The following is a 21,624-nucleotide window of genomic DNA, read 5'->3' as shown; positions in this document are numbered from 1 at the left end:
CTCGACAACCTGAACTTTGTGATCAACTGCAACCTCCAGCGCCTCGACGGACCCGTCCGCGGCAACGGCAAGATCATGCAGGAACTCGAAGCGTTCTTCCGCGGCGCGGGCTGGAACGTCATCAAGGTCGTCTGGGGCCGGGAGTGGGATGACCTGCTCACCCAGGACTCCGACGGCTCCCTGGTAAAGATCATGAACGAAACCCCGGACGGGGACTACCAGACCTACAAGGCAGAATCCGGCGGATTCGTCCGCGAGCACTTCTTCGGCAAGACCCCGCAGACCAAGGACATGGTCGCGGACCTCTCCGATGACGAAATCTGGAACCTCAAGCGCGGCGGCCACGACTACCACAAGGTCTACGCCGCATATAAGGCAGCCACCGAATTCAAGGGCAAGCCCACCGTCATCCTGGCCAAAACGGTCAAGGGCTACGGACTCGGACCCCACTTCGAGGGCCGCAACGCGACCCACCAGATGAAAAAGCTCACCCTCGATGACCTGAAGAAGTTCCGCGATCACCTGCGGATTCCGGTTACCGACGAGCAGTTGGAGAAGGACCCGTACCAGCCCCCGTACTTCCACCCGGGCACCGATGCGCCCGAGATCCAGTACATGATGGAACGCCGCGCCAAGCTTGGCGGTTCTGTTCCTGAGCGCCGCTCCAAGCACCAGGAGATCGCCCTCCCCGAAGCCAAAACCTACGAGGTTGCCAAGCGCGGTTCCGGCAAGCAGCAGGCCGCCACCACCATGGCGTTTGTCCGGCTCCTCAAAGACCTCATGCGGGACAAGAACTTCGGCAAGCACATCGCGCCGATCATCCCCGATGAGGCCCGCACATTCGGCATGGACGCGTTCTTCCCCACGGCCAAGATCTACAACCCCAAGGGCCAGAACTACCTGTCCGTGGACCGGGACCTGGTCCTGGCCTACAAGGAATCCGCCCAGGGCCAACTGATCCACCCCGGCATCAACGAAGCCGGCGCGGTCGCAGCCTTCACGGCCGCCGGCACCGCCTACGCCACCCACGGCGTCCCGCTGATCCCGGTCTACGTGTTCTACTCCATGTTCGGCTTCCAGCGCACCGGTGACGCGTTCTGGGCCGCCGGGGACCAGATGGCCCGCGGCTTCATCATCGGCGCCACTGCCGGCCGGACCACCCTGACCGGTGAAGGCCTCCAGCACGCCGACGGCCACTCCCCGTTGCTGGCCTCCACCAACCCGGCGGTCCTCACCTACGACCCGGCCTACGGGTACGAGATGGGCCACATCATCCGGGACGGCATTGAGCGCATGTACGGGCCCGATTCCGCTGACCGGAACCTCATGTACTACATCACGGTCTACAACGAGCCCATCACGCAGCCCGCGGAACCGGAGGAGCTCGACGTGGAAGGTGTCCTTAAGGGCATCTACCTCGCGGCTCCGGCGAAGATCGACGGTCCCCGGACCCAGATCCTGGCCTCCGGCGTCTCGGTTCCCTGGGCCATTGAAGCCCAGCGGCTGCTCGCCGAGGACTGGGGGGTTTCCGCCGACGTCTGGTCCGTGACGTCCTGGAACGAACTGCGCCGCGACGGCATGGCCGCCGAGGAAGAGGCGTTCCTGAACCCGGGCAAGCCCGCCCGCGTCCCGTTCGTGACCCAGCAGCTTGCCGGTGCCACAGGGCCCGTAGTTGCGGTCTCGGACTATATGAAGGCCGTTCCGGACCAGATCCGCCAGTTTGTACCGAACGAGTTCGCCACGCTGGGTGCGGATGGCTTCGGCTTCTCCGACACCCGTGCAGCTGCCCGTCGCTTCTTCAAGAACGACATCCACTCCATCGTGGTCCGTTCCCTGGAACTGCTGGCCCGCCGTGGCGAAGTTGACGCCCAGGCCCCGGCCCAGGCAATCGAGAAGTACAAGCTGCACAACGTCAACGCCGGGTCCACCGGCAACGCGGGCGGCGAGTCCTGATCAACTCCTGCTGACAGCGGAAATGAACGACGACGGCGGCCCTCACCGAAAGGCGAGGGTCGCCGTCGTCGTTCCCTGGGTTCCTGTACGGGAGACCGCCTGTGATGCAGGTCCAACAAGGTTGTAGCCTTCGCACAAATGGAGCTTGCCGGGCAGGCACCGTATGCTCGAAGGATGCCAGACCCAACCACCCCGCCCGTGAAGCGCAAGCCGTCCTCGCGCAGCATGACACCGGAGAAATCCGAAACCCTGAAAAAGCTCCGGGCAAGTGTGGGCCAGCTCTCCACCACCACCCTTCGCCAGCTGGAGAAATCGCTGCCGTGGTATTCCCGGCTCAGCTCCGACGAGCGCTCGGCGCTGGGAATGGTGGCGCAGAACGGCATCGCAGCGTTTGTCACCTGGTATGAGCGGCCCAGCTCGCCATCGTGGATCCTCTCCGACGTTTTTGGGACGGCCCCCACGGAGCTGACGCGTTCCATCAGCCTCCAGAAGGCGCTCCAGCTCATCCGGATCGTGGTTGAAGTGGTGGAAGACCAGGTGCCGGTGATCGCCCCCGAAGCTGACCAGCCCTCCCTCCGCGAGGCGGTACTGCGGTACTCGCGGGAAGTGGCCTTCGCGGCGGCGGACGTGTACGCGAGGGCAGCAGAATCCCGCGGTTCCTGGGATACGCGGCTGGAAGCGCTGATCGTGGACGCCATCCTCCGTGGCGAAAACACGGACGCGCTGCGTTCCCGGATCGCCGCCCTGGGTTGGAAGGCACAGGAGAGGTTCACCGTAATGGTGGGCAATTCGCCGTCTGAACCCAGTGCCAGCTATGTCAGCGAGCTACGTCGACTGGCGGGCCGCTTCGCCGAGGATGCGCTGGTGGGTATCCAGGGCGACCGGCTGATTCTGATCCTTGGCGGCGTCCAGGACCGGGAGACCGCGTACCTGAAACTCAGCGAAATGTTCGCCCCCGGCCCGGTGGTCTACGGCCCGGAAGCCGGTTCGCTGCTGGAGGCCAGCGGATCAGCGCAGTCTGCCTTTGCCGGCCTGACCGCCGCGAGGGCGTGGCCCGCCGCTCCCCGGCCCGTGGCCGCCGATGACCTGTTGCCCGAACGCGTCATCTCCGGTGATGAAGCTGCGCGCCGTTCCCTGGTGAAGAACATCTACCGTCCGCTGGTCGCGGCCTCCAACGGGCTGGTCGAAACCCTGGGCACCTACCTCGAGTTGGGTCATTCCCTCGAGGCAACTGCCCGTGAATTGTTTGTCCACGCCAACACCGTCAGGTACCGGCTCAAGCGCGTCTGCGACGTCACGGGCTGGGATCCGCTTCTTCCCCGGGAGGCGTTTGTCCTGCAGGCGGCGTTGGTTGTCGGCCGGCTTTCGGCACCGCCAAAAGCCCCGACAGAGCGTCATCCGGCGCGGAATCAGTCATGAGTCGTTGTAGACTTCCTACAATCTGACCCCTTGAGCTTGGTGCAGACAAACACCCCTGGATGACCCCGTAATTTGGAAAGCTGGATACGTGCTTGCAATAGTCTGCCCTGGACAGGGCTCACAGACCCCGGGTTTTCTGACCCCCTGGCTGGAACTGCCTTCGGTAGCAGGCCATTTGGCCTCCCTCAGTGAGATCGCAGGCATCGACCTGACTGCCCACGGGACCACCTCTGACGAGGACACCATCAAGGACACCGCCGTTGCGCAACCCCTGATTGTTGCCGCCGGGCTGGTCGCCGCAAAGTCGCTGTTCGACGTCGAGCTCGGCACGCTTCCGGTGATCCTTGCCGGTCACTCCGTTGGTGAAATCACCGCCTCGGCACTCGCCGGCGTGCTCACAGAGCAGGAAGCCATGACGTTTGTCCGTGAACGCGCCAACAGCATGGCCGCCGCCGCTGCCGTCACCCCCACCGGCATGAGTGCCGTGGTGGGCGGGGACCCTGCCGAGGTCCTGGCCGCAATCGAGGCTACCGGCGCGACACCGGCCAATGTCAATGGCGCGGGCCAGACCGTGGCAGCCGGAACCTTCGAACAGCTCAAGGCCCTGGCGGACAACCCGCCGGCCAAGGCACGCGTCATCCCACTGAAGGTGGCCGGAGCGTTCCACACCTCACACATGTCCCCCGCCGTGAGCGCCCTTGAGGCGCTCAAGCCGGGCCTCAAGCCGCAGAAGCCTCAGGTGCCCCTGCTGTCCAACTTTGACGGCCGGGAAGTGACCGACGGCGGCGCCGCCGTCGAGAGCCTCATCGCGCAGGTCTCCCGGCCGGTCCGCTGGGACCTCTGCATGGAAACCCTTGTGCAGCGCGGCGTGACCGGTGTCATTGAGCTGGCCCCGGCCGGTACGCTGGCTGGGCTCGCAAAGCGCGGCATGCCCGGCGTCAAGACCGTTGCAGTCAAAACCCCGGACGACCTCACGGCCGCGCTGGCACTCTTCGCAGAACTGGAGGGAAATGCATGAGCGTTCCCACGCTGAAACAGGTTCCCGTCAACGAATACAGCCGCATCATCGGCCTCGGGGCATTCCGGCCTGACGTCATCGTCACCAACGATGACGTCTGCCAGTGGATTGATTCCTCAGACGAATGGATTCGCCAGCGGACCGGCATCGTGACCCGACACCGGGCCGCTGCCGACGTCAGCGTCGTCGACATGGCAGAGGGCGCCGCCCGGGAGGCCCTGCAGCAGGCAGGCATCGAAGCGTCCCAGCTTGGTGCTGTCATCGTTTCCACCGTCACCCACCCGTACGCCACGCCGTCGGCTGCCGCCGCCCTGGCTGACCGCATCGGTGCGACGCCGGCGCCGGCCTTCGATATCTCGGCCGCCTGCGCCGGATACTGCTACGGCATCGCCCAGGCTGATGCCCTGGTCCGTTCCGGCACCGCCACCTACGTGCTGGTGGTTGGCGCGGAGAAGCTTTCCGACGTCATCGACAACCGGGAACGCACCATCTCCTTCCTGCTGGGCGACGGCGCGGGTGCTGTTGTCATCGGGCCCTCGGACACCCCCGGAATCGGACCCTCGGTGTGGGGTTCGGACGGCAGCAAGTGGGACGCGATCGGCATGACGCGTTCCATCCTCGATGTCCGCGACCTCAGCATGGCGGCCCGCCAGTCCGACGAGCCGGGTGACTTTGCCCTCCTCGAAGAGGCGCAGGAACTCTATCCCACACTCCGCCAGGACGGGCAGACGGTCTTCCGCTGGGCGGTCTGGGAAATGGCAAAGATGGCCCAGCAGGCCTTGGAGGCCGCTGGCGTCAAGGCTGAAGACCTCGTTGCCTTTATCCCGCACCAGGCAAACATGCGGATCATCGACGAGATGGTCAAGAAACTGAAACTTCCCGAATCCGTCACTGTGGCCCGGGACATCGCAGATGCCGGAAACACCTCGGCGGCCTCCATTCCCCTGGCCACCCACCGCCTGCTCAAGGAAAACCCTGAGCTCAGCGGCGGCCTCGCGCTCCAGATCGGCTTCGGCGCCGGGCTGGTCTTCGGTGCCCAGGTAATCGTCCTTCCTTAGGAACGTCCCACACAGGCCGCATCCGCGGACTGCACCGTTTCCGGCACCCACTGCCGGCAATAACAAGAAAAGGAGCCATCAATGGCTAGCAACGAAGAGATCCTGGCCGGCTTGGCTGAAATCGTCAACGAAGAAACCGGCCTTGCCCCCGAGGCTGTGGAACTGGACAAGTCCTTCACCGAGGACCTGGACATCGACTCCATCTCCATGATGACCATCGTGGTCAACGCCGAAGAGAAGTTCGGCGTGCGTATCCCGGACGAAGAGGTCAAGAACCTCAAGACCGTCGGCGACGCTGTCAGCTTCATCGCCGGCGCACAGGCCTAGCCAAGGATTCAGCCCCTTATGGCTGACTGGGCTGCCGGTCCGTGCTCAGGCCGGACCGGCAGCCCACCACATTTTTCGGCAGCCAACTGCCCCACACGCGGGACCCCGCCGGACAACCGGATACGGCCTGCCCACCGACAGAGAGTGATCCAATGACACGCAAAGTAGTCATTACCGGTCTGGGTGCAACCACGCCCATCGGCGGCGACGTACCCACCATGTGGAACAACGCACTGAAGGGGGTCTCCGGTGCCCGCACGCTGGAAGACGAATGGGTCGCCAAATACGAACTGCCGGTTCATTTCGCTGCGCGCTGTTCCACTCCCGCCCTGGAGGTCCTGAGCCGCGTGGAGGCCAAGCGGATGGACCCCTCCACCCAGTTCGGTGTCATCGCTTCGCGTGAAGCCTGGGCAGATTCCGGCATCACCGAGATTGACCCCGACCGCCTTGCGGTCGCTTTCGCCACCGGCATCGGCGGCGTCTGGACCCTGCTGGACGCGTGGGACACGCTGAAGGAAAAAGGCCCGCGCCGCGTCCTGCCCATGACGGTGCCCATGCTGATGCCCAACGGCGTTGCAGCAGCCGTCAGCCTCGACCTTGGCGCCCGTGCCGGTGCCCACACCCCGGTTTCGGCCTGCGCGTCGGGCACGGAGGCCCTTCACTTGGGCCTGGAGCTGATCCGCTCCGGCAAGGCCGACGTCGTAATGTGCGGCGGCGCCGAGGCAGCCATCCACCCCATGCCCCTGGCCGCATTCTCGTCCATGCAGGCGCTCTCCCGCCGCAACGACGACCCCCAGGGCGCCTCACGCCCTTACGATCTGGGCCGCGACGGTTTCGTGATGGGCGAAGGCGCCGGCGCGCTGGTGCTCGAAGCTGAAGAACACGCCCTTGCCCGCGGCGCCCGCATCTATGGTGAACTGGCCGGCACCTCTGTTACCGCCGACGCCTACCACATCACCGCCCCGGACCCCCAGGGCCTGGGCGCCACCCGCGCGCTGAAGGCGGCCATGTTCGACGGCCGGATCCAGGCCGAGGACGTTGTCCACGTCAACGCGCACGCTACCTCTACTCCCGTAGGTGACAAGCCGGAGTACACGGCCCTCCGCGCGTCGCTGGGGAACCACCTGGACAACGTCGCGGTGTCCGCCACCAAGTCACAGATGGGTCACCTCCTGGGCGCCTCAGGTGCCGTGGAGGCAGTACTCACTGTGCTGGCCGTGTACCACCGCAAGGCCCCGGTCACCATCAACCTTGAGAACCAGGACCCTGAGATCCCGCTCGACGTCGTCACGTCTGCCCGGGATCTGCCGGCGGGTGACATCGTGGCGCTGAGCAACTCCTTCGGCTTCGGCGGCCACAACGCCGTGATCGCCGTCCGCAGCATCTAGCAGCAGCGCGGGAACAGCAAGTACCGCAGACAAAGCAGAGGCCCCGCCATGGGGCGGGGCCTCTGCTTATGCTATGGAGCACCGCATTCCGATCCGGCACGCGCTATGCCGGGACATCGGACCGGAGCGCGGCGCCGGGATGTCCGACGGCGGTCAACCCACCTGGTGCAGCCAGCGGACCGGTGCGCCCTCGGCGGCGTGCCGGAACGGCTCGAGTTCCTCGTCCCACGCCTCGCCTAAGGCCAGGGAAAGCTCGTGATACACGGCAGAGGGATCTCCGGCGCCCGTTTCGTAGGCATAGCGGATGCGGTCCTCTGAGACCATGATGTTGCCGTGGACATCCGTGGTGGCGTGGAATATCCCCAACTCGGGGGTATGCGACCACCGGCCGCCGTCTACCCCCTGGCTCGGCTCTTCAGTGACCTCGTAGCGCAGATGGGCCCAGCCGCGAAGGGAGGAAGCCAGCAGCGATCCGGTACCCGGAGTTCCCGTCCAGGAGAGCTCCGCGCGGAACATTCCGGGCGCGGCAGGCTGAGGGGTCCACTCAAGATCCGTCCGCTTATCCACGACGGATCCAATGGCCCACTCAACGTGCGGGCACAGTGCTGTAGGGGCTGAGTGAACAAACAGCACACCGCGGGTCATTGCAACAGACATTCCATCCTCCATAGCTGTAGGTACGTCTTCCCCAACGACCTCTGCCTGGATGAAACTGCCCGGTGCTGTACGTTCCAGCGGCGGCGTTCCCTGCCTGATTATTAAGCTGTGTCCGGACTTGCGGGTGACGCGCGAAGCGAAAGAGCTTCAAGCGAAACTTGAAAGTTGCCGGACGTGACTCTTATTGTGCCGTACGCCGCGTAATTACGCCAGTGCGATTCGCCACAGGTGACGTGGGGCTGGATTTGCCGGTCCCGGGCGGGAATCCGCCGGCACTCAGGCCCGGGGATGTGCCTGCTGGTAGCTGCTCCGGAGCCGCTCAACGGACACATGGGTGTAGATCTGCGTGGTGGCGAGGCTGCTGTGGCCCAGGATTTCCTGGACCGCACGAAGATCCGCCCCGCCATCGAGCAGGTGCGTTGCCGCAGTATGCCGCAGCGCGTGCGGACCGGTTGCTGAGGTGTCGCCCAAAGCTTCGAAGAGGGCATTCACCACGGTCCTGACCTGACGCTGGTCAACACGGTTTCCTCTGGTGCCCAGGAATAGCGCCGGCCCGCTGTGCCCCGTGGCCAGGAGCGGCCTGGCCCTGCGCAGCCAGTCGTCGACGGCAACGGCTGCCGGGACGCCATAGGGCACCGTCCTTTCCTTGTTGCCCTTGCCGACCACCCGCAGGGTCCGGCGGTCCGGGTTGAGGTCGTCCACATCCAAGGCCGCCAGCTCCCCCACCCGCAGGCCCGTGGCGTATAGAAGCTCCACCATGGCCCGGTTGCGCACCGGCACCGGTGACCCGTCAGCCGCGGCCTCTGCCAGACTGTTCAGCAGCCTGAGGAGTTGTTGGGGCTGCAGCACCCCGGGCAGTGACTTTTCCGATTTGGGAGCCCTGAGACGGAGGGCAGGATCGGACGCGATATGCTCTTCCCGCATGGCCCACGTGGTGAAGGAACGCGCTGTGGCCGATCTCCGCGCAAGGGTGGCCCGGGATATTCCGGCCTGGCTCTGCGCCCCGAGCCAGCGTCGGAGGGTGCCCAGCTCCAGGCCTGGCAGATCCGTGACACCCTCGGAGGCGGCGTATTCCAGGAGGCTTCGAAGGTCGGACAGGTATGCCCGAAGGGTATGCCCCGAACGGGCCCGCTCGGCGGTCAGGTATCTGCCGAAGTCTGCAAGTGCCTGCTCAAATTCCAGGGACAGTTCCTGATTCTCCACCGTTCCACTGTCCCAGAAGTCTGTGGGCAATGCCGTGCCGGACACAGCCAACTACACGGATTCCTTGGCCCGTTTCCAGCCGCCCCTTTCTGAAGCTGCGAGCCCCAGCAGGCCTAGCCTGCCTAACCCGGCCCGCACGGAGTCCGCGCTGAGGCCGGCCACTGCGCAAAGCTTGTCCACGGACGTGGTGGACCGCAGCGGCAGGGCGTCAAGAAGGATCAAGTCCTCTAAGGTCAGTCCGTCATGGTCGGCCGCATGCGCGGACCCGGGCTCCGCAAGCCCCAGGCCGCTCGGGGAGGCCAACTCGGCGATCTCCGCGGCGTCTGTCACGCAGACAGCGCCGCCATCCCGGAGCAGCCGGTGGCAGCCGGCGGAGTTGGCGCTGTGCACCGACCCCGGCACAGCCCCCACCGCCCGTCCAAGGCTCTCCGCGTGGTGCGCCGTATTCAGCGCACCGGACCGCCAGCGGGCTTCCACCACAACCGTCACGGCGGCCAGGGCTGCGATCAGCCTGTTCCGCTGGAGAAAGCGGTAGCGGGTGGGCGCCGAGCCCGGCGGCACCTCGGCGAGAACCGCTCCCTGGTTGCAGACCGCCCGCAGAAGATCCTCGTTTCCGGACGGGTAGAACCGGTCCACACCACCAGCCATCACCGCGATGGTAGGCACCGCCGCTGATCCCCCGGCCAGTGCTGCACGGTGCGCGTGGGCGTCGATGCCGTACGCGCCCCCGGACACCACGGTGAAGCCCCGCTGAGCCAGGGAGTAGGCCAGGTCCCCGGTCACCGACGCGCCGTAGCTGGTGCTGTCGCGGGACCCCACCAGCGCCACGCTCCGGACGGGACCGGGAAGCTCCTGTTCCAGGCCCCGCCACCACAGACAGAGAGGTTCCTGCATCCCAAGGTCGCCGAGCTGGGCAGGCCAGAGGTCGTCCGTCGGGACAAGCAGCCGGCCGCCAAGGCGTGCCATGGTGGCCAGGTCACGCTCGGGCGCCAGATCCGGAATGCGGGGCGCCCAGCGTCTGAGACAGGCAGCCATCCCGGCCCAGCTGGTTCCGGCACCGTTGTCCGCCAGCAATCCGCTGATCTCCCGTTCCAGTGCCGGGCCGGCGGCCGCCTGTCCGGTGGCGATTTTCAAGGCGTCGAGTGCACCGGTGGCCTGCACGAGAGCCAGCCCGGCAGCGTCCTGCGGTTCCATAAGCCGCGACAAGGCGGCCCGGGCGATCCGTTCGTTGTCCATGTGGTTCTCTTCCTTCACACAGCTGCCGAGGCAGCCTGCCGGAGGCCAAGGGCCTGGCCGATGTCGTTGGTGTCGGGCATGTCGCGGTGCGACAGGTCCGCCAGTGTCCAGGCCAGCCGCAGGACCCTGTCATAGCCCCTGGCGGTCAGCACGCCCCGCTCCAGTGAGTGGTCCAGGATCCGGGTGGCGCCGGCCGGCAACCGCAGGGCCCCACGGAGAATCCGGCCGGGCACCTGCGAGTTCGTATCCATCCCGAGCGGCTGCAGCCGTTCGGCCTGCCGTCGGCGTGCGTCACCGACCCGCCGGGCCACGGCGGCTGTATCTTCTTCGTCGCCCGCCTGGCCGAAGTCGGCCAGCGACACGCGCTCCACCTGCAGCTGGATATCAACCCGGTCCAGCAGCGGACCGGACATCCTGGCCACGTAGCGGCGCCGCATCATCGGCGTGCACGTGCAGTCCAGGCCCTTCCCCGAAGCCTTGCCGCATGGACAGGGGTTGGCGGCAAGCACCAGCTGGAACCGTGCAGGATAGGCCGCTGTACCGGCCGAGCGGTGTATGACCAGCTCCCCGCTCTCCAAGGGCTGGCGAAGGGCGTCCAGGACTCGCCGTTCGTATTCCGGGGCTTCGTCCAGGAACAGGACTCCGCGGTGGGCGCGGGATGCCGCACCCGGCCGGGGCAACCCCGATCCTCCGCCGATAATGGCGGCCGCTGTGGCCGAATGATGCGGATTTTCGAACGGCGGCCGCCGCACAAGCTGAACGGCGGATGAGGGAAGACCGCAGAGCGAGTGGATGGCGGTGACTTCCATGGCCTCGTTGTCAGCAAGGTCCGGCAGGAGACCGGGAAGTCTTTCGGCCAGCATGGTCTTGCCCGCTCCCGGAGGTCCGGTCAGGAGCAGATGGTGTGCCCCGGCCGCGGCCACCTCGAGTGCACGTCTGGCTTCACCCTGGCCGGAGACGTCTGCCATGTCAGGTACGGTCTGAGCCCCCGGTTCGGAATAACAGTGTGCGGCCTCGTCCTCCGGTTCGAAGTCCAGTGCGAGCTCCTGCGGGTCGGCACCGAAATCGAGCGCAAGCCGTGCCAGCGTCCGGTATCCGCGGACGTTGGCTCCGGGAACCAGTGACGCCTCGCCGAGGTTGGCGTGTGCCACCACCACGTCCGGATAGCCGGCCTGGACCGATGCCATCACTGCCGGCAGTATCCCGCGCACCGGCCGCAGCCGGCCATCCAACCCGAGTTCGGCAATGAAGACGGTCTGTCCAGTGGGCTTGATGTCATTTGCGGCCCTCAGGACCGCCATGGTCACGGCAACGTCGAAGCCGGAACCACGTTTGGGCAGCGACGCCGGGATGAGGTTGGCCGTGATCTTCCGCCGGCTTAACGGAATTCCGGAATTTTTGGCCGCGGAACGTATCCGCTCCTTGGCCTCGTTGAGCGCGGCATCCGGCAGGCCCAGAATCACAAATGCCGGCAAAGTCTGGCCGATGTCGGCTTCCACCTCGACGATGTACCCGTTCAAACCCACCAGCGCCACGGAGTAGGCCCGGCCCAGCGCCATCTACCCCACCCCCTTGAGGTGTTCCACCAGGGGTTCGCCGGTGCCGTCGTCCACCACGGCAATGACGTCCACGCGCCGTAGCGGCATCCGCAGCTCCCGGTCCCGGCACCACGCCGAACCAAGCCGATGCAGCCGGGCGAGTTTGTCCGGCCCCACGGCTTCGAACGGGTGCCCATAGTCCAGGGAACGGCGGGTCTTCACCTCAGCAATCACCAAGGAGTCCCCGTCGAGGGCCACAATGTCTATCTCACCTTCGGTGCAGCGCCAGTTGCGTTCCACCACCAGCATGCCGAGCGATTCAAGATAGCCGGCGGCGAGCTCCTCGCCGCGCCGGCCCAACAGGTCTTTGGATTTCATTTCTACCTCCGCAACCAGCCTGCAGTGGCAGGACAGCGGAGGACAGGAAGCTACTGGTGCATGTGAGTAACTCCGGAAAATCGCCCGAATACAGCGACGCTGTGGAGGAACAGTGCGCCGGCGTCAGTTGCCGAGGTCAACATCCTTCGGCAGGGCGAGTTCCTCGTTACGGGGCAGTTCTTCGACGTTGACATCCTTGAACGTCAGGACGCGGACAGTCTTGACGAACCGTGCCGAACGATACACATCCCACACCCAGGCATCCTGCAACGTCAGGTCGAAGTAGACCTCGCCGTCGGCGCTTCGGGCCTGCAGGTCAACGTGGTTTGCGAGGTAAAAGCGGCGTTCGGTCTCGACAACGTAGCTGAAGAGCCCGACAACATCGCGGTATTCACGGTAGAGCTGCAGCTCCATGTCGGTTTCATAGTTTTCAAGATCCTCAGCACTCATGCTTCCATCTTGCACCATCCGGGGCGCCGCACTCGCAGCGTCCGCGCCGCATGGGCCCTACATCAGTGCGGCAGGCACCAGTACGGCAAGGAATCAGAGTTCGCCGCCCAGGAGGTTCCAGCTCACCCGGTGGTATGGCGTGGCTCCAGCGGCGCGGAGCGCGTCCCGGTGAATTGCGGTGGCGTAGCCCTTGTTGACGTCCCAGCCAAACTCGGGGTATTCACTGTGCAGGCCGCGCATTTGCTCGTCGCGTTCCACCTTCGCAATCACGCTGGCGGCGGCCACGCTCAGGCACTGCATGTCCGCCTTGATCTTGGTGTGGACGGGGGCAGTGCATGCGAAGTCCACCGGTGGCTCGTCAAACAGGGAAGGCTGCCCGGCGGGCGAGAGCCAGTTGTGACTGCCATCGAGGAGCACCACATCCGGGCTGATGCCAGCCGCAAGGATGTCCTGCCAGGCGCGCGTACCGGCCAGCCGCAGCGCAGCAATGATGCCCAACGCATCGATCTCGCGCGCGGAAGCGTGCCCGACGGCGGACGCAACACTCCAGCGTCGGACCAGGGGTTCCAGCCTCTCCCGTTCGGCGGGGCTGAGCAGCTTGCTGTCCCGCACACCGGCCAGGGGCTTCTGGGTGTGAAGGTCCACGACGGCGATCCCGACGCTCACAGGTCCTGCCAGCGCTCCGCGGCCCACTTCGTCCACGCCCGCCAGGTAGCGGGCACCTTGCGCTTTGAAGGTCCGCTCGTGCCGCAGTGTCGGTGCTTTGGAGCGGACCCTGGACGTCAGGCGGGCCGGAGCCGGAGTGGCCGGCATCACTGCGGACACTGCTAGCCTCCCGCAGGCACGTTCCGGAAGACGGCCGGATAGTTGTCAAGGACCGTGATCCGGTTCAGCGGCCACGCGATGACGGCGGCTTTGCCTTCCACGTCCACGAGGTCGACGAATCCGCCATCGGACTCCATATGCGAGCGGGAATCCGCGGAGTGGTTCCGGTTATCGCCCATGACCCAGACCTTTCCTTCCGGAACAACGACGTCGAAGGCACGGATCTGCGGCACTTCAGCCCCATTGACATAGGCTTCATCAAGAGGGGAACCGTTGATGGTCAGTTTACCGCCGTCGTCGCAGCAGATCACCTCGTCACCGGGCAGCCCGATGACTCGTTTGACGAGGTGCTGCTCGGAGTTGTCCGGGAGCAGTCCCACAAAAGTCAGGCCGTCCTGGACCCAGGTGAATGGTCCCTTCGTTTCATCCGGCACGGTGCTCAGCCAGCCCTTGGTGTCACGGAACACCACAACGTCGCCGCGAGAGAGGGAAAACGGCTCCGGAACAAGCAGGTTTACGAAGATGCGGTCGTTGACGTCCAGGGTGCTGACCATGGATTCTGACGGAATATAGAACGCGCGGAACAGGAAGGTCTTGATCAGGAAGGACAGCACCACGGCGATCACCACCACCGTGGCAACCTCCTTCAGCCAGACAAAGAGCTGGCTGGGCGCGGCGGGCTCTGGAGTCGGAGCCGCGGATCGCCTGCCGGACAATGGCGCCGACGGGCTGCCGTCCGCCACGTCGTCTGAGTCGCCGCGGTTGGCAGTAACGTCTTCGGCAATCACATCGTCGGAGGTCGTGCCGCCGGAAATCGTATTGGCGGACATGCCGTCGGCGTCGGCACCGGGGGCGCCGTCGCGAGGCGGCTCGGGTGTCCGGGCATTGTTCTCGGGCATTTACTGTGCGTCCTCTGTTGTTGATCCTGCCGCTGGCGGCCGTAGTACTGCAGCAAATCTATCAAGTGGCCAGACGATCTGGACCGGCCTGCCGATGACACGGCCCATCGGCACCATGCCACCGCCGGGCGCACCGAGCAGGCTGCGTGAATCAGCAGATGCCGAGCGATGGTCACCGAGCAGCCACAGTCTCCCGTCGGGCACCACCGCGCTGAAGTTCTGCTTGCTTGGGCTGTCTCCGTCGAACAGGTACGGCTCATCGAGTGCCTGACCGTTGACGGTGATCTTTCCGTCTGCATCGCAGCAGACCACGGTCTCCCCCGGCAGGCCAATAACTCGCTTCACGTATGTGGTGTCACTGCCGGCCAGGCCCAGCCACTGACCAGCCGCGGCCACGGAATCCAGGAGGGGGCCCTTCCCACTGTTCAGGGGAGCGAACGATCCCCTGCCATCGAAAACCACAATGTCGCCTCGCCGGATGGGTTCGGTGTGGAAATCTGTCCTCGAGACCAGGATACGGTCCCCGTCAGCAAGGACCGGCTCCATGGATTCGGACGGAATGTAGTAGACATCCAGCAACAGGGAACGAACCAGGCCACTGACAGCCACTGCCAGGAGAACCGCCAGGAACACAAAACGCCAGCCCATTCTTCTGGGCTGGCGTTTTGTGTGGTCCATGATCCGTATTCCTGGGGCGCTGTTGCGAAGGGCTCCGGCGCTGGCCTGGTCCGGCTGGGGCCTGCTTTGTAGGTCCCTGAGGACTTACTTCTTGGGCTGGAAGTCGCGCTTTTCCTTGATCTTTGCAGCCTTGCCGCGCAGGTCGCGCATGTAGTACAGCTTTGCGCGACGCACGTCACCCTTGGAGACGACCTCGATCTTGTCGATGATCGGGGAGTGTACCGGGAAGGTACGCTCCACACCGACGCCGAAGGAGACCTTGCGGATGGTGAAGGTTTCGCGCAGACCGTCGCCGTGGCGGCCCAGGACGAAGCCCTGGAATACCTGGACACGGGAGTTCTTGCCTTCGATGATGTTCACGTGAACCTTGAGGGTGTCACCCGCGCGGAAGACGGGAACATCGGTGCGCAGCGAGGCTGCATCTACGGAATCGAGAATATGCATGATTGCACTCCTGGTGAACGCCACTGGTCATTCACTTTGGTTCACGGCGGGCAAGCCCGGAAGCACCGGGAATTACCGCCGAAAGTTAAGTGGGTCCGGTTCCTTCACTGATTGAAGGTCCCGGGGTGTCCAGCTGTTGGTGGCGCTCCCCCTGTGGCAGGTGCGGACCCAGCAGACACAAAGACTAATTTTGCCACACTCACAGGCCTACAGCCAATCGCCGCAGACCGCTGCCCCGCCGTTTCAGGCTGAGGGGTCGGTTCCGGCGTCGGGGTCGGTTCCGGCGTCGTGGTTGGTCCCGGCCTGCCGCCGCGCCCGGAGGTGACCGTCGACGACGTCGTACCCGAGGTCGCCAAAAGCCGTCCGGTCCGCACGTGGCAGCTTCCCGGCGTCGAACGTTTCCAGCAGGTCCGGGCGGCGTTTCGCCGTCCGCCGGTACTGCTCGTGGCGGCGCCACTGCGCGATCTTCCCGTGGTTGCCGCTCAGCAGCACGGCGGGGACCTCCCTGCCCCGCCAGCTGGAGGGCTTGGTGTATACGGGATATTCCAGCAGCCCGTCCGAATGTGACTCCTCCACCAACGAATCAGGGTTGCCCACCACTCCGGGCAGCAGTCTGCCGATGGCTTCGACCATCGCCAGCACGGCCACTTCGCCGCCGTTCAGGACATAGTCGCCAAGGCTCATGGGTCGAACCGTGAAGTGCTCTTCCGCCCACTCGGTGACACGCTCGTCGATGCCCTCATAACGACCGCAGGCGAAAACCAGCTGGTCCTCTTCGGCGAGCTCATAGGCCAGGGCCTGGCTGAAGCGCTCCCCGGCCGGCGAAGGGACAATCAGCACCGGCCTGGCGGCCATGCGCCCCGCGGTCTCGGCGCCTGCTTCGGCTTGACCGGCTCCGGCGACAGCAGCCAACGCCTGCGCCCAGGGCTCGGGCTTCATCACCATGCCGGCACCGCCGCCGTACGGGGTGTCGTCCACTGATCGATGCTTGTCGGTGGTGAAATCACGCAGATCATGGACGCGCAGGTCCAGCAGGCCGTCCTGGCGGGCCTTACCGATGAGCGAGAGTTCCAGGGGCGCCAGGTACTCCGGGAAGATACTGACGACGTCGATTCTCATCTACGCGTTTTCCTCCGGGTCGCCGGTAGCGGCTTCGCCATCGTTGACCTCAAAAAGCCCGTCCGGCGGCGTCAGCAGGACAAAACCGCCGGCCACATTGACCTCCGGAACGATCTGCTCCACGAACGGGACCAGGATTTCCTTGCCGTCCGGTGTTTTAACCACGAGCAGGTCCTGGACAGGCAACGTGTGCAGGGCGGCGACCTTGCCGACTACCCGCGAACCCACGCGGGCTTCGAGCCCCACGAGTTCGTGCTCGTACCAGCCTTCGTCGTCGTCCTCGTCCAGCTCTTCGGTTTCGATGAAGAGCTTGGCGCCACGCAGGGTCTCGGCTTGGTTGCGGGTTTCGATTCCCTCGAACGCGAGCAGAAGGATGTCCTTGTTCCACCGCGCACTCTCGACAATGAGGGCGCCGGCGGATGCAGGCTCCACCACAAACTCCGTACCGGGAACGAACCGGTCCCCGGGAGCATCGGTCAGCACCTGGACCGTCACTTCGCCGCGAATTCCATGCGGTTTGCCGATTCGTGCCACCTGAAGCTGCATCTGTTCCTCTGTCTGTGATCGTGCCCGAATTAGGCGATGTGGTGAAAGCACTCCGGCCCCTCCACCGTTGCTGGTGGAAGGGCCGGAGTAAAAACTGATGTTGCTGAGCGCTTAGCGGCGGCGGTCGGTGTCAACGACGTCGACCCTGACCGGTTCGCCGTCTGCCAGTGCTGCCACAACGGTGCGCAATGCCCGTGCGGTGCGGCCCTGGCGGCCGATCACCCGTCCCAGGTCATCCTGATGAACACGAACCTCAAGGGTGTCCCCGCGGCGGTTGTTCTTCGAGCTGACCTTGACATCGTCAGGCGAATCAACGATTCCCCGGACGAGGTGTTCGAGCGCTTCTGCCAGCAATCTACTCAGCCTCGGTGGTCTCTGCTTCGGCCGGGGCCTCGGCTGCGTCAGACTGCTTTGACTTCTTGGTGATGGCTTCCGGGATAATCACGGAACCCTTCTCCGGGGCAACAAAGGCAACCTTCGGAGCTTTGGTCTTCAGGGTGCCTTCCTGGCCCGGGAGGCCCTTGAACTTCTGCCAGTCACCGGTGATCTTGAGGATCGCGGCAACCTGCTCGGACGGCTGTGCGCCGACGCCGAGCCAGTACTGGGCACGGTCCGTGTCAACCTCGATGTATGAGGGCTCTTCGGTGGGGTGGTACTTGCCGATCTCTTCGATGGCACGGCCGTCACGCTTGGAGCGTGCGTCCATAACGACGATGCGGTAGTACGGTGCGCGCATCTTGCCAAAGCGCTTAAGGCGAATCTTTACGGCCACTTTTGTGGTCACTCCTGTTTCAGAAAAGGGGTAAACCGACGTTCTGCACCCGTGGGGCGGGCCATACTTGAGGGTTCAAAGGACAGGATCCAGACGCGGAGAGAGGGGCCACGCAGATCGAGTACCTGTTTATTGTGCCAGATCGGCGTCCGGATTTCGACTTGACACGGACGAATGGAGCAGCGGGGCGGACCGGCACGCCACAGCCAGCCTAGGACGACCAGACGTAGACACCGGTGCGCGCGGCGTCATCGATCGAGTTCGCCAGCTCGGCGACCTTCTGGACATACGTCCGGGCCTCGTCCACGCCGAAGGGCATGTCATCCTGGGCGGCCCACTTTTCAGCGACGTCATCCAGGACATTACCGTCCCCCTCAGTCTCATAACTGAGCAGGTCCGCCAGCGCACGCACCATGGCCGGCGGAACCCCGAGGAGCGAATCGCTGGCCACGTCCACCATGGCCAGTTCGTAGTCCGCGCCACCGGCGTGCACCGCAGCACCGGCAAGATCGCCAAGCTGTTCGATTTCGAAATCGCTGATTCCGGGAATCCGCAGGCCCTGGCCCGCCGGGGAGCCGCCCGCATCCAGGACGACCGCCCGCTTCAGCGCGGCATCGTGAGTGGAAACAAAAATTTCAGTGAAGCCCATGGGAACAGCCCTCATTCCGTCGACGGTGCGGCCCGGAAGGGCTGCATCAGGTGCCGCCCCGGCCGTTCAGAATCAGCCTAGTACAACGCGCCCCGCACCTTTGGCATCCGCACTCAGCGGACGGCGACACGGATCCTGTTGCGCCACGGATCCTCGAAGCGAAGCTCGGCGCCCGTGTGGTGCGAGGCCACACCGGCGACCTTCAGGCGATCGGCGAGCGCACCGACGTCGTCCCCGGAAGTGACCTCGATGAGCACTTCATCCAGGCCCAGGGTGTCCTTGCGGGGACCGGCGCCGCGGCTGTTCCAGACGTTCATGGCCATGTGGTGGTGATACCGGCCGGCCGAGACAAACAGCGCCTGCCCGTGCCAGCCTGCGGTCTTTTCGAAGCCCAGCGTGCCCACGTAGAAACGGTGCGCCGACTGGACGTCACCCACCTGGAGGTGGATGTGGCCCACCCCGGCTTCAGCGGCCTGCTGGCCGGCCACGGATTCCTGGGTCAGGTGCTGCTCAAGGTAGCGCTGCGGTGGCAGTGCCAGGCTGTCCATCACCACATCCTTCCCGTTCCAGGACCAGTTTTCTCGGGGCCTGTCCCAGTACAGTTCGATGCCGTTGCCTTCGGGGTCGTTGAAGTAGAAGGCCTCGCTGACGAGGTGGTCGGCGCTGCCCGTGAAGGATCGGGGTTCGTATTGCGCTGCAGAGGCCACCGTGGCAGCCAGTGACGCCTGGTTGTCAAAGAGCAGTGCGGTGTGGAACAGCCCGGCCTCTCCCCTGCCAGGCAGGTTCAGGGAAGGGGCGGCCGCGAGATGGACGAGCGGGCGTTGAAGGCGGCCAAGGTAGACGCCACCGTCCTCTTCCGCCACAACCTCCAGGCCGAGTGCGCGCTGGTAGTAGTCGGTCATCAGCTTCACGTCGCCCACCTTGAGCATCACGGTGCCCATGGAGAGGTCGGCAGGAAGGAGATCCCGGCTGGTGGCTTCTGCAGTCATTGAACGCTCCCGGTCCGTTGGCCTTCGGGGTCGAAGGCGGCTATACCTTCAATTTACTTGAAGCTTCAATTTAATTCAAGTGGCTGAACGCACAGACTGCAACTCCGGTCCCGTGAGTGCTGTCACCGGGCCGCCCTCGGCCTGTGGTAGCTTCGACTTGACCACACGGGAGCCCTTGCAGGGGCTGAGATCGGGCTGACGCAGCCTGCGACCGTTGAACCTGTCCGGGTAATGCCGGCGAAGGAAGTGAGTATTCATTGAATACACAAGAAACACAGCTGATCCCTGCCCACATTGAAGCCGACCAGGATCAAACGTTCCAGCCTGACACTCAGTCACTGAAGTCCCACTCGCTGGCGTTCATCACTGATGACGCCACCGGGATCCGGGTTCCCGTGACCGAGATCGCGCTGGAACCATCGCCGAACGGCGCGGCGAACGGGCCTTTCCGGACCTACCGCACGGCCGGGCCGGGCAGCGATCCGGTGGTGGGCCTCAACCCGTTCCGCTCGGAGTGGATCGCCGCCCGCGGCGACACCGAGCCGTACAGCGGACGGAAACGGAACCTGCTCGACGACGGTAAGTCGGCCGTGCGGCGCGGCGCAGCCTCTGCGGAGTGGAAGGGGGCACAGCCGGTGCCCCGCCGCGCCGTCGACGGCAGGACCGTCACGCAGATGCACTACGCACGGCAGGGTGTGGTGACCACCGAGATGCAGTTCGTTGCCCTCCGCGAGAACTGTGACGTGGAACTGGTCCGCAGCGAAGTCGCTGCCGGCCGCGCCATCATCCCCAACAACATCAACCACCCGGAATCCGAACCGATGATTATCGGCAAGGCCTTCCTGGTCAAGATCAACGCCAATATCGGCAACTCCGCGGTGACCAGCTCCATCGCCGAGGAAGTGGACAAACTCCAATGGGCCACCCAGTGGGGCGCCGACACGGTGATGGACCTCTCCACCGGAGATGACATCCACACCACGCGGGAATGGCTCATCCGCAACTCCCCCGTACCCATTGGCACGGTGCCGATCTACCAGGCCCTGGAGAAGGTCAATGGCGAGGCCAACGCACTGACGTGGGAAATCTTCCGGGACACCGTCATTGAGCAGTGCGAGCAGGGCGTGGACTACATGACCATCCACGCCGGTGTGCTGCTGCGTTACGTGCCGCTGACGGCCAACCGCGTCACCGGCATCGTCTCCCGGGGCGGTGCGATCATGGCGGGCTGGTGCCTGGCCCACCACCAGGAAAACTTTCTTTACACGCACTTCGACGAGCTGTGCGAGATCTTCGCCAAGTACGACGTCGCGTTCTCCCTGGGCGACGGACTGCGCCCGGGAGCCACTGCGGACGCCAACGACGCCGCCCAGTTCGCGGAGCTGGACACGCTCGCGGAGCTTACGCAGCGGGCGTGGGAATTCGATGTGCAGGTCATGGTGGAGGGTCCTGGGCACGTCCCGTTCCACCTGGTGCGGGAGAACGTGGAACGCCAGCAGGAACTCTGCAAGGGCGCCCCGTTCTACACACTGGGGCCCCTGGTCACGGACATTGCCCCGGGCTATGACCACATCACGTCCGCCATCGGCGCCACCGAAATCGCCCGGTACGGGACAGCCATGCTTTGTTACGTCACGCCCAAGGAGCACCTTGGCCTGCCGAACAAGGACGACGTGAAGACCGGGGTGATCACCTACAAGATCGCCGCCCACGCAGCCGACCTTGCCAAGGGCCACCCCGGCGCCCATGAACGGGACGACGCCCTGTCAAAGGCCCGGTTCGAGTTCCGCTGGCGCGACCAGTTCGCGCTGTCCCTTGACCCGGTTACAGCCGAGGCCTTCCATGACGAGACGTTGCCGGCCGAACCGGCGAAAACGGCGCACTTCTGCTCCATGTGCGGCCCGAAGTTCTGCTCCATGAAGATCAGCCAGGACATCAGGGACGAATACGGCTCCGCAGATTCGCAGGCGGCCATAGCCGAGGCCTACAGCGGGATGCGCGAAAAGAGTGCGGAGTTCCTGGCCGCCGGCGGGAAGGTCTACCTCCCGGAGCTTCGGATTCCGGCCGGGAGCTGACGG

Annotated in this window: 23 protein-coding genes and 1 riboswitch; of the genes, 7 read left to right on the top strand and 16 right to left on the bottom strand. The window is 65.0% G+C overall.

Features of this window, described 5'->3' with window-relative positions:
• The 6 genes from aceE to DAD99_RS16750 form a co-directional block, all read left to right on the top strand.
• On the top strand, positions 1–1,953 hold a 1,953-nt coding region (gene aceE / locus DAD99_RS16775; protein ID WP_193342431.1), incomplete at its 5' end, for a pyruvate dehydrogenase (acetyl-transferring), homodimeric type.
• A gap of 174 nt (positions 1,954–2,127) precedes the next feature.
• On the top strand, positions 2,128–3,372 hold the full coding sequence (locus DAD99_RS16770; protein WP_227008146.1) for a CdaR family transcriptional regulator: 1,245 nt from the start codon (positions 2,128–2,130) through the stop codon (positions 3,370–3,372).
• Positions 3,373–3,460: 88 nt separating this feature from the next.
• Entirely contained in the window at positions 3,461–4,390 is a 930-nt protein-coding gene (locus DAD99_RS16765) for an ACP S-malonyltransferase (RefSeq protein ID WP_193342430.1), read from the top strand.
• Positions 4,387–5,448, top strand: coding sequence for a beta-ketoacyl-ACP synthase III (locus DAD99_RS16760; RefSeq protein WP_185260817.1), 1,062 nt, complete (start codon positions 4,387–4,389; stop codon positions 5,446–5,448). The genes DAD99_RS16765 and DAD99_RS16760 overlap by 4 nt, the downstream gene beginning before the upstream one ends.
• Before the next feature lie 81 nt (positions 5,449–5,529).
• On the top strand, positions 5,530–5,775 hold the full coding sequence (locus tag DAD99_RS16755; RefSeq protein WP_009359314.1) for an acyl carrier protein: 246 nt from the start codon (positions 5,530–5,532) through the stop codon (positions 5,773–5,775).
• Positions 5,776–5,927: 152 nt separating this feature from the next.
• Positions 5,928–7,163: a beta-ketoacyl synthase gene (locus DAD99_RS16750; RefSeq protein ID WP_193342429.1), complete on the top strand. Its 1,236-nt coding sequence runs from the start codon at positions 5,928–5,930 to the stop codon at positions 7,161–7,163.
• Positions 7,164–7,316: 153 nt separating this feature from the next.
• Here the strand turns inward: DAD99_RS16750 and DAD99_RS16745 are convergent, their stop codons facing one another.
• From DAD99_RS16745 to DAD99_RS16670, 16 genes are all read right to left on the bottom strand, one after another.
• A complete protein-coding gene (locus tag DAD99_RS16745; RefSeq protein WP_193342428.1) occupies positions 7,317–7,820 on the bottom strand; it encodes a DUF3145 domain-containing protein in 504 nt (167 codons plus the stop codon).
• 276 nt (positions 7,821–8,096) lie between these two features.
• Entirely contained in the window at positions 8,097–9,023 is a 927-nt protein-coding gene (locus DAD99_RS16740) for a tyrosine recombinase XerC (protein ID WP_193342427.1), read from the bottom strand.
• Between the two features lie 51 nt (positions 9,024–9,074).
• Positions 9,075–10,259, bottom strand: coding sequence for a DNA-processing protein DprA (dprA, locus tag DAD99_RS16735; protein WP_193342426.1), 1,185 nt, complete (start codon positions 10,257–10,259; stop codon positions 9,075–9,077).
• Between the two features lie 14 nt (positions 10,260–10,273).
• On the bottom strand, positions 10,274–11,818 hold the full coding sequence (locus tag DAD99_RS16730) for a YifB family Mg chelatase-like AAA ATPase (RefSeq protein ID WP_193342425.1): 1,545 nt from the start codon (positions 11,816–11,818) through the stop codon (positions 10,274–10,276).
• Complete coding sequence (locus DAD99_RS16725) at positions 11,819–12,175, bottom strand: YraN family protein (protein WP_193342424.1); 357 nt, start codon at positions 12,173–12,175, stop codon at positions 11,819–11,821.
• Positions 12,176–12,298: 123 nt separating this feature from the next.
• Complete coding sequence (locus DAD99_RS16720; RefSeq protein ID WP_111909356.1) at positions 12,299–12,625, bottom strand: DUF2469 domain-containing protein; 327 nt, start codon at positions 12,623–12,625, stop codon at positions 12,299–12,301.
• A gap of 93 nt (positions 12,626–12,718) precedes the next feature.
• Positions 12,719–13,438, bottom strand: coding sequence for a ribonuclease HII (locus DAD99_RS16715; RefSeq protein ID WP_193342436.1), 720 nt, complete (start codon positions 13,436–13,438; stop codon positions 12,719–12,721).
• Between the two features lie 14 nt (positions 13,439–13,452).
• Positions 13,453–14,349: a signal peptidase I gene (gene lepB, locus DAD99_RS16710; protein WP_193342423.1), complete on the bottom strand. Its 897-nt coding sequence runs from the start codon at positions 14,347–14,349 to the stop codon at positions 13,453–13,455.
• Complete coding sequence (gene lepB / locus DAD99_RS16705; RefSeq protein ID WP_193342422.1) at positions 14,350–15,027, bottom strand: signal peptidase I; 678 nt, start codon at positions 15,025–15,027, stop codon at positions 14,350–14,352.
• Between the two features lie 84 nt (positions 15,028–15,111).
• Positions 15,112–15,471 (bottom strand): 50S ribosomal protein L19, encoded by a 360-nt coding sequence (gene rplS, locus DAD99_RS16700; protein WP_056349088.1) that lies wholly within the window; start codon positions 15,469–15,471, stop codon positions 15,112–15,114.
• Between the two features lie 243 nt (positions 15,472–15,714).
• Positions 15,715–16,590 carry a tRNA (guanosine(37)-N1)-methyltransferase TrmD gene (gene trmD, locus DAD99_RS16695; RefSeq protein WP_193342421.1) on the bottom strand — a complete coding sequence of 292 codons (876 nt, stop codon included), beginning with the start codon at positions 16,588–16,590 and terminating at the stop codon, positions 15,715–15,717.
• Positions 16,591–17,136, bottom strand: a complete 546-nt coding sequence (gene rimM, locus DAD99_RS16690) for a ribosome maturation factor RimM (protein ID WP_193342420.1) — start codon at positions 17,134–17,136, stop codon at positions 16,591–16,593.
• A gap of 111 nt (positions 17,137–17,247) precedes the next feature.
• Positions 17,248–17,490, bottom strand: a complete 243-nt coding sequence (locus tag DAD99_RS16685) for an RNA-binding protein (protein WP_160671756.1) — start codon at positions 17,488–17,490, stop codon at positions 17,248–17,250.
• A gap of 1 nt (position 17,491) precedes the next feature.
• Complete coding sequence (gene rpsP / locus DAD99_RS16680; protein WP_111909386.1) at positions 17,492–17,908, bottom strand: 30S ribosomal protein S16; 417 nt, start codon at positions 17,906–17,908, stop codon at positions 17,492–17,494.
• A 211-nt stretch (positions 17,909–18,119) separates the two neighbouring features.
• A complete protein-coding gene (locus tag DAD99_RS16675; protein ID WP_193342419.1) occupies positions 18,120–18,557 on the bottom strand; it encodes a hypothetical protein in 438 nt (145 codons plus the stop codon).
• 113 nt (positions 18,558–18,670) lie between these two features.
• Entirely contained in the window at positions 18,671–19,546 is an 876-nt protein-coding gene (locus tag DAD99_RS16670) for a VOC family protein (protein WP_193342418.1), read from the bottom strand.
• A 155-nt stretch (positions 19,547–19,701) separates the two neighbouring features.
• A riboswitch (TPP riboswitch) is annotated at positions 19,702–19,809 on the top strand.
• Between DAD99_RS16670 and thiC the strand changes: the two genes are divergently transcribed.
• Entirely contained in the window at positions 19,804–21,621 is a 1,818-nt protein-coding gene (gene thiC, locus DAD99_RS16665; RefSeq protein ID WP_193342417.1) for a phosphomethylpyrimidine synthase ThiC, read from the top strand. It overlaps the preceding riboswitch by 6 nt.
• Positions 21,622–21,624: the final 3 nt, after the last annotated feature.

Origin of the sequence: Pseudarthrobacter sp. AB1 (genome assembly GCF_014926485.1) — a bacterium.
GTDB lineage: Bacteria > Actinomycetota > Actinomycetes > Actinomycetales > Micrococcaceae > Arthrobacter.
Note: the sequence above shows the minus strand (reverse complement) of the source record. Positions and strands in the feature narration are given on the sequence as shown.

Excerpts from the sequence above, each read along its gene's own strand:
- DAD99_RS16770 (WP_227008146.1), top strand. The coding sequence starts at position 2,128 with ATGCCAGACCCAACCACCCCGCCCGTGAAGCGCAAGCCGTCCTCGCGC.
- DAD99_RS16760 (WP_185260817.1), top strand. The coding sequence starts at position 4,387 with ATGAGCGTTCCCACGCTGAAACAGGTTCCCGTCAACGAATACAGCCGC.
- DAD99_RS16755 (WP_009359314.1), top strand. The coding sequence starts at position 5,530 with ATGGCTAGCAACGAAGAGATCCTGGCCGGCTTGGCTGAAATCGTCAAC.
- DAD99_RS16750 (WP_193342429.1), top strand. The coding sequence starts at position 5,928 with ATGACACGCAAAGTAGTCATTACCGGTCTGGGTGCAACCACGCCCATC.
- DAD99_RS16745 (WP_193342428.1), bottom strand. The coding sequence starts at position 7,820 with ATGTCTGTTGCAATGACCCGCGGTGTGCTGTTTGTTCACTCAGCCCCT.
- dprA (WP_193342426.1), bottom strand. The coding sequence starts at position 10,259 with ATGGACAACGAACGGATCGCCCGGGCCGCCTTGTCGCGGCTTATGGAA.
- DAD99_RS16730 (WP_193342425.1), bottom strand. The coding sequence starts at position 11,818 with ATGGCGCTGGGCCGGGCCTACTCCGTGGCGCTGGTGGGTTTGAACGGG.
- DAD99_RS16725 (WP_193342424.1), bottom strand. The coding sequence starts at position 12,175 with ATGAAATCCAAAGACCTGTTGGGCCGGCGCGGCGAGGAGCTCGCCGCC.
- DAD99_RS16720 (WP_111909356.1), bottom strand. The coding sequence starts at position 12,625 with ATGAGTGCTGAGGATCTTGAAAACTATGAAACCGACATGGAGCTGCAG.
- DAD99_RS16715 (WP_193342436.1), bottom strand. The coding sequence starts at position 13,438 with ATGCCGGCCACTCCGGCTCCGGCCCGCCTGACGTCCAGGGTCCGCTCC.
- lepB (WP_193342423.1), bottom strand. The coding sequence starts at position 14,349 with ATGCCCGAGAACAATGCCCGGACACCCGAGCCGCCTCGCGACGGCGCC.
- lepB (WP_193342422.1), bottom strand. The coding sequence starts at position 15,027 with ATGGACCACACAAAACGCCAGCCCAGAAGAATGGGCTGGCGTTTTGTG.
- rplS (WP_056349088.1), bottom strand. The coding sequence starts at position 15,471 with ATGCATATTCTCGATTCCGTAGATGCAGCCTCGCTGCGCACCGATGTT.
- trmD (WP_193342421.1), bottom strand. The coding sequence starts at position 16,590 with ATGAGAATCGACGTCGTCAGTATCTTCCCGGAGTACCTGGCGCCCCTG.
- rimM (WP_193342420.1), bottom strand. The coding sequence starts at position 17,136 with ATGCAGCTTCAGGTGGCACGAATCGGCAAACCGCATGGAATTCGCGGC.
- DAD99_RS16675 (WP_193342419.1), bottom strand. The coding sequence starts at position 18,557 with ATGGGCTTCACTGAAATTTTTGTTTCCACTCACGATGCCGCGCTGAAG.
- DAD99_RS16670 (WP_193342418.1), bottom strand. The coding sequence starts at position 19,546 with ATGACTGCAGAAGCCACCAGCCGGGATCTCCTTCCTGCCGACCTCTCC.